This window comes from Streptomyces sp. 3N207 (genome assembly GCF_052246355.1).
Lineage (GTDB): Bacteria > Actinomycetota > Actinomycetes > Streptomycetales > Streptomycetaceae > Streptomyces.
In genome coordinates this window covers 1-4,978 of sequence record NZ_JBQQBV010000054.1, presented here as the reverse complement: position 1 = coordinate 4,978, position 4,978 = coordinate 1, and the positions used below count along the sequence as shown (strand labels likewise).

Sequence of the window (4,978 nt, the reverse complement as noted above, 5' to 3'; positions counted from 1 at the left end):
CCGCAGGTAGGACACCATCCGCCGACGGGGCTCCACCCGCCCGAACCGGCCCGCGAACCGCGCCACGAAGTCATCAAATGCGCCTGACCAACCGTCAGTTATCTCTTCAAGCACGAGATGATCAACGCCAACAAGCACACTCCGTCACGGAGTGTCGTTGCAGTACTAGGAGTTGTCGTCAAAGTGTCAGGCCCACATCAGGAGCGATGCGAGGGTGACCGCTGCCTTGTAGGTCTCGCCGGTCTTCTCGTAGCGGGTCGCGATGCCGCGCCACTGTTTGAGTCGGTTGAAGCACCGTTCCACCACGTTGCGCTGCTTGTAGATCTGTTTGTCGAAGGCGGGGGGGGGACGGCCGCCGTGGCGGCCTCGCCGGGCTCGGTTGGCGATCTGGTCGGCCCGTTCGGGGATGGTGTGCGGGTCTTCCTGCTCCGCAGCCAGGTGCGGATCGCCTTGGAGCTGTAGCCCTTGTCGCCGATGACATGGTCGGGACGTGCCCGAGGGCGTCCCGGTCCCGGGCGGGGCACCCGTATCGCCTCCATGACGTGCGTGAACCGGGTGCAGTCGTTGGTGTTCCCGCCCGTGATGACCAAAGCGAGCGGGCGGCCCCGGCCGTCCACCGCCAGGTTGATCTTGGTGGTCAGGCCACCCCGGGACCGTCCGAGGGCCTGGCCGCCTCGCCCCCTTTTCGTGCCCCGGCGGCGTGCTGGTGGGCGCGGACGATGCTGGAATCGATCGACACCAGCCAGCCGATGTCGCCTGCTGCGTCCGCTTTCGCCTGGGCGGCCTGGAGCATCCGGTCGAAGGTGCCGTCCTTGGCCCAGCGGCGGAAACGGGTATGCAGCGTGGCCCAGGGCCCGTACCGGTCGGGCACGTCCCGCCATGCGGTACCGGTCCGCAACTTCCACACGATCCCGTTGAGAACCTGCCGGTCATCCGTCCGCGGACGCCCCGTAGAAGGTCGGGGCAGCAGATGTCGACGTACTAGTCGAAGTGCATAGCCGCGTACGTTTGAACGTGCAGAGCTGTTAGGCGGCGTCGGTGTCTCGCTCGATGGCTTGGAGGCGGTTCTTCAGGCGGTAGCTGGGGCCGTTGATGGAGATCACGTCGCAGTGGTGCAGGAGCCTGTCGAGGATGGCGGTGGCCAGTACCTCGTCGCCGAATACCTGACCCCACTCACTGAAAGTTTTGTTCGAGGTAAGGATGATCGAGCCCTTCTCGTAGCGCTTGGAGATCACCTGGAAGACCAGGTTCGCCTCGGCGCGTTCGAGGGGTTGGTAACCGACCTCGTCGACCACAAGAACGCCCGGCCGCAGATAGGTGCCGAGTTTGCTGGTCAACCGGCCGGTCTCCTCGGCGGCTTTGAGGTTTCGGACCATGTCGTCGAGGCTGGTGAAGTAGATCGAGTAGCCAGCCCGGCAGGCCGCGACCGCGAGAGCCACCGCGATATGAGTCTTGCCGACCCCGGGCGGGCCCAGAAGCGCGGCGTTCGCCTTGGCCTCGACGAATGACAAGGTAGCGAGGTCCTTGACCTTGCGCGGATCGAGTTCGGGTTGGAAGGAGAAGTCGTACTCATCGAGCGTCTTGTGGTGCGGCAGCCTCGAGAGCCGCAGGCCCTGACGGTAGCGACGGTCGTCGCGGACGGCCAGTTCCTCGGAAAGCACCAGGTCAAGGAAGTCGAGGTAGCCCATCTTCGCCTCGTCGGCCCGGCGGGTGTACTCGTTGATGGTCTCCGCCAGGTGCGGCAGGCCGAGCTTCGCGGCCGTGGTGCGGATGCGGTTGCCGGTCAGCTCACTCAAGGGGATTCCTTCGTGGTTCGGTTGGTGGTGAAGGGACGGGTGCCAGTCAGCTCGTCATAGACCGACAGAGGTCGGCGGCCGACCTCGACATTGGTGGCCGCGGCCCGGTCCACCAGGGCTTGCAGCGGTCCGGTATCGCCCCGGGGCGGTTCGGGGCGAGTGCGGGAGACCTCACCCGTGGTGGTGCGGCGCCCTCTTCCAGTGGGCAGACCGTCCCAGTGCGTGTGATCGACGACGCGGGCCCCGCGGCCGATCGCTCGTGCGTGTGTGGCCAACAGCGTCCCACCGTCGATATCAGGGCCAGTGGAATGCAACATGACCTGCGACTTCGTGGCCCGGATCTCGATCAGCTGCCTCGGGCGAACCTTGCGGGCAGGGACGGAGTAGAGGTTGCCACCGAAGGCAATCAACAGTCCTTGCCGACCGGCCGCAGATGCCGCTCGGTCACCAGATACGGAGTGGGCGGCAGCGGCTTGAGGGCCGCATGGTCGCGGGCTGCCCGATGTCCAATTACCTCGTGGTGGGTGGCGTGGGTTCGGGCGCGTCGTTGCGGCACCCAGGCTATGAATGCGGCGTCCATCTCCTCGATGGAGGAGAAGGACCGGCCGGACAGGACGTGGTCGCGGACGATCAGCACCTGTCGCTCGACTCGGCCCTTGCCAGTGGGACGGTAGGCGGCCAGCACGTCGATATCGAAGTCGTAGTGGCCGGCGAAGCCGACCGCCTCCGGGTGCAACGGGACTGCCTCACCAGGGGCGACATGCCGACGCACGACCGTCTTGGTGCGGTCGTAGACCAGTGTCATCGGCACCCCACCGAAGTGCGTGAATGCCCGGCGGTGACAGTCGAAAAACGTCTGGATGTCCTGGCTAGTGGTGAAACAGCAGAACGGGTCACGTGAGTAGGACAAGGTCATGTGGAAGGAGTAGACCTTCGCGATGCCCATGTGAGCCAGGATCTTGCCCTCGTCACCCCAGTCGACCTGGGCTTGGGCACCGGGAATCACTTCGAACCGCCGGTGCATCCCCGCCAGGTCCTTCGGCGTGATCCCGAGTTCGTCGGCGACCCTTGGACGCGCTTCCTGCACGTAGAGCTTGATGCGCTGGTAGTTGCCGGTGAACCCGTACTCCTTGACCAGCCGTTCATGGATCACTGCGGCCTTCATCAGGATCTCAGCGCGGAGCATCGAGTCGATCAGCGGCGCGAACTCGTCGACCACCCGCTTGCGCGGGTGCCCGCTTGACGCTCGACGCGGTGGCGAAGCAGGCCCGTCAGCGGACAGGTACTTGCTGACTGTCCGCCAGTTCAGCCCGGTTTCCTTGGCAACCTCCGAAAGGCTCATAGCCCCGGACTCGACCAGGCCACGAAATCGCCGCAGTTCGAGCCAGCGCTGGGGGTCCAAGACCACGGCCTACCCCTCCCTGCTACCCGGATCACCGAGCAGCAGAGTGCCGAACATCGCCCCCTCAGCACATCAAGAACTCTGCACTTTCATCCGTACGCGGTCCTGCACGTTCAGGTGTACGCCGACAGCAGAGGCTGCAGCAACTCCCACTCGGCGTCCGAAAGCTCATGGCGACGTGTCACCACACCATGATCCACCAACCAAGATCACTTTGACGACAACTCCTAGTAGGACTCCGTTAGGTCTGTCTTGATCTAGGTGTTGTGGTCCGGGTGGGGAGGGGCTGGTGGCAGGTGGTGCAGGTGCCGGTCCAGCACCTCAGGATGTCTTGGAGGGCGTCGAGGATCTGGTAAAGGGTGGGTGCGGTCCAGGTGCTTTTGGGGACGGGCGCTGTTCGGTGAGGAACGCGTGGGCCGCGGTCACGAGGGTGGTGTGGTGGTGCCAGCCGGGCCAGGACCGGCCTTCGAAGTGGTCCAGGCCCAGTCCGTGCTTGAGTTCGCGGCAGTCGTGCTCGATGCGCCAGCGGACCTTGGCCAGACGGACCAGGTCGGCGATCGGAGTGTCGGCCGGCAGGCTGGACAACCAGTAGTCGGTGGGAGTCTCGGCCTCTTCGGGCCATTCCACCAGCAGCCAGCAGTCGGGCAGGATGCCGTCCCACCAGCCCTGTTCGGCCGAGGCGGCGGCCCGGATGGGACGTTCGACGGTGTTGCCGGCAGGGCGGACACGCACGGCGGCGAAGCGGGAGCGTAAATCGCCGCGCGAGCCCTGCCGCCAGGTGAGGGAGGTGAACGCCTCCTGCCCGAGGCCGGTGGCAAGGGCTGCCGCTGAGGGTGCGGGGTGGCGGTAGCGGGGCTGGGGCCAGCAGCCGACGGGGCCCTTGCGGTCCGGGGCGACTGGTTCAGCGTCGAATGGGTGGGCGGTCACGTCCGCGCGGACGGCCGGCACGTAGTCGATTCCCCGCTCTGCCAGCCCGGCCCGAAGGTGAGCGTTGGTGCCGTAGGCGGCGTCGGCCACCACGACCGGCGGCCTCATGCCCCAGCCGACCAGCGTGTCGAGCATGTCCAGAGCCAGCCGCCACTTCTCGCGGTGCCCGACCTCGGGCGGGATGCGGGCAGCGGTCCTGCGGTCGGTATCCGCCGCCCACTCCTTGGGCACGAACAGCCGCCACTGCAGTGGGCAGGAGGCCGTGTCACTGGCGGCGTGGACGCTGACCGCGACCTGGCAGTTGGCGCGTTTGCCCAGGGTTCCGCAGTACTGCGGAGCCACGGCGACCGACATTCTTCCGTCCTTGGGCAGCGACACGTCGTCGATCACCCAGGCCGTCGGGTTGATTAGCGGCAGCATGCGTTCGCAGATCCGCCGCTGCACCGGCACCGGGTCCCAGGTGGACTGGTTCACGAACTGCTGCAGGTTCTGCTCGTTACCGTCCGGCAGCCGCGAGGCCATGGCCTGGATCGACTTACGGCGGCCGTCCAGCATCAGTCCCCGCAGGTAGCAGTCGCCTTTGGCCCGCTGGTCTTGCGCGGCACCGACGCGAACACGTCAGCCACGTATGACGCCAACTTCACCCGGACACGGTTCACTTCACGTGCGTCCATCCACCCAACATGCCCAGGAACAGGCCGAACCGAAAGACCTAACGGAGTCCTACTAGTGACGTGAGTCGCAGATTCGTCGTTGGTTGGGTATGAGTCGTCCTGGACCGAAGATTCCGCCGTTGTCGTTAACTCATGCTCAGCGGGAGGTGCTTGAGGGATGGGTGCGTCGCCGGACGACT

Annotated in this window: 3 protein-coding genes and 2 pseudogenes; all 5 read right to left on the bottom strand. The window is 66.0% G+C overall.

Annotated features, from left to right (window positions below; all coding sequences use genetic code 11):
* Positions 1-186: 186 nt before the first annotated feature.
* Positions 187-970 (bottom strand): annotated as a pseudogene (locus tag ACTWP9_RS36555) (IS5 family transposase).
* Positions 971-1,025: 55 nt separating this feature from the next.
* Positions 1,026-1,796: an IS21-like element helper ATPase IstB gene (istB, locus tag ACTWP9_RS36550; RefSeq protein ID WP_443250627.1), complete on the bottom strand. Its 771-nt coding sequence runs from the start codon at positions 1,794-1,796 to the stop codon at positions 1,026-1,028.
* On the bottom strand, positions 1,793-2,206 hold the full coding sequence (locus ACTWP9_RS36545) for a Mu transposase domain-containing protein (protein ID WP_443250626.1): 414 nt from the start codon (positions 2,204-2,206) through the stop codon (positions 1,793-1,795). The genes istB and ACTWP9_RS36545 overlap by 4 nt, the downstream gene beginning before the upstream one ends.
* Positions 2,203-3,204, bottom strand: coding sequence for an IS21 family transposase (istA, locus tag ACTWP9_RS36540; protein ID WP_443250625.1), 1,002 nt, complete (start codon positions 3,202-3,204; stop codon positions 2,203-2,205). Before istA ends, ACTWP9_RS36545 begins: the two co-directional genes overlap by 4 nt.
* A gap of 315 nt (positions 3,205-3,519) precedes the next feature.
* Positions 3,520-4,799: pseudogene (locus tag ACTWP9_RS36535) on the bottom strand (IS701 family transposase).
* Between the last annotated feature and the right edge of the window lie 179 nt (positions 4,800-4,978).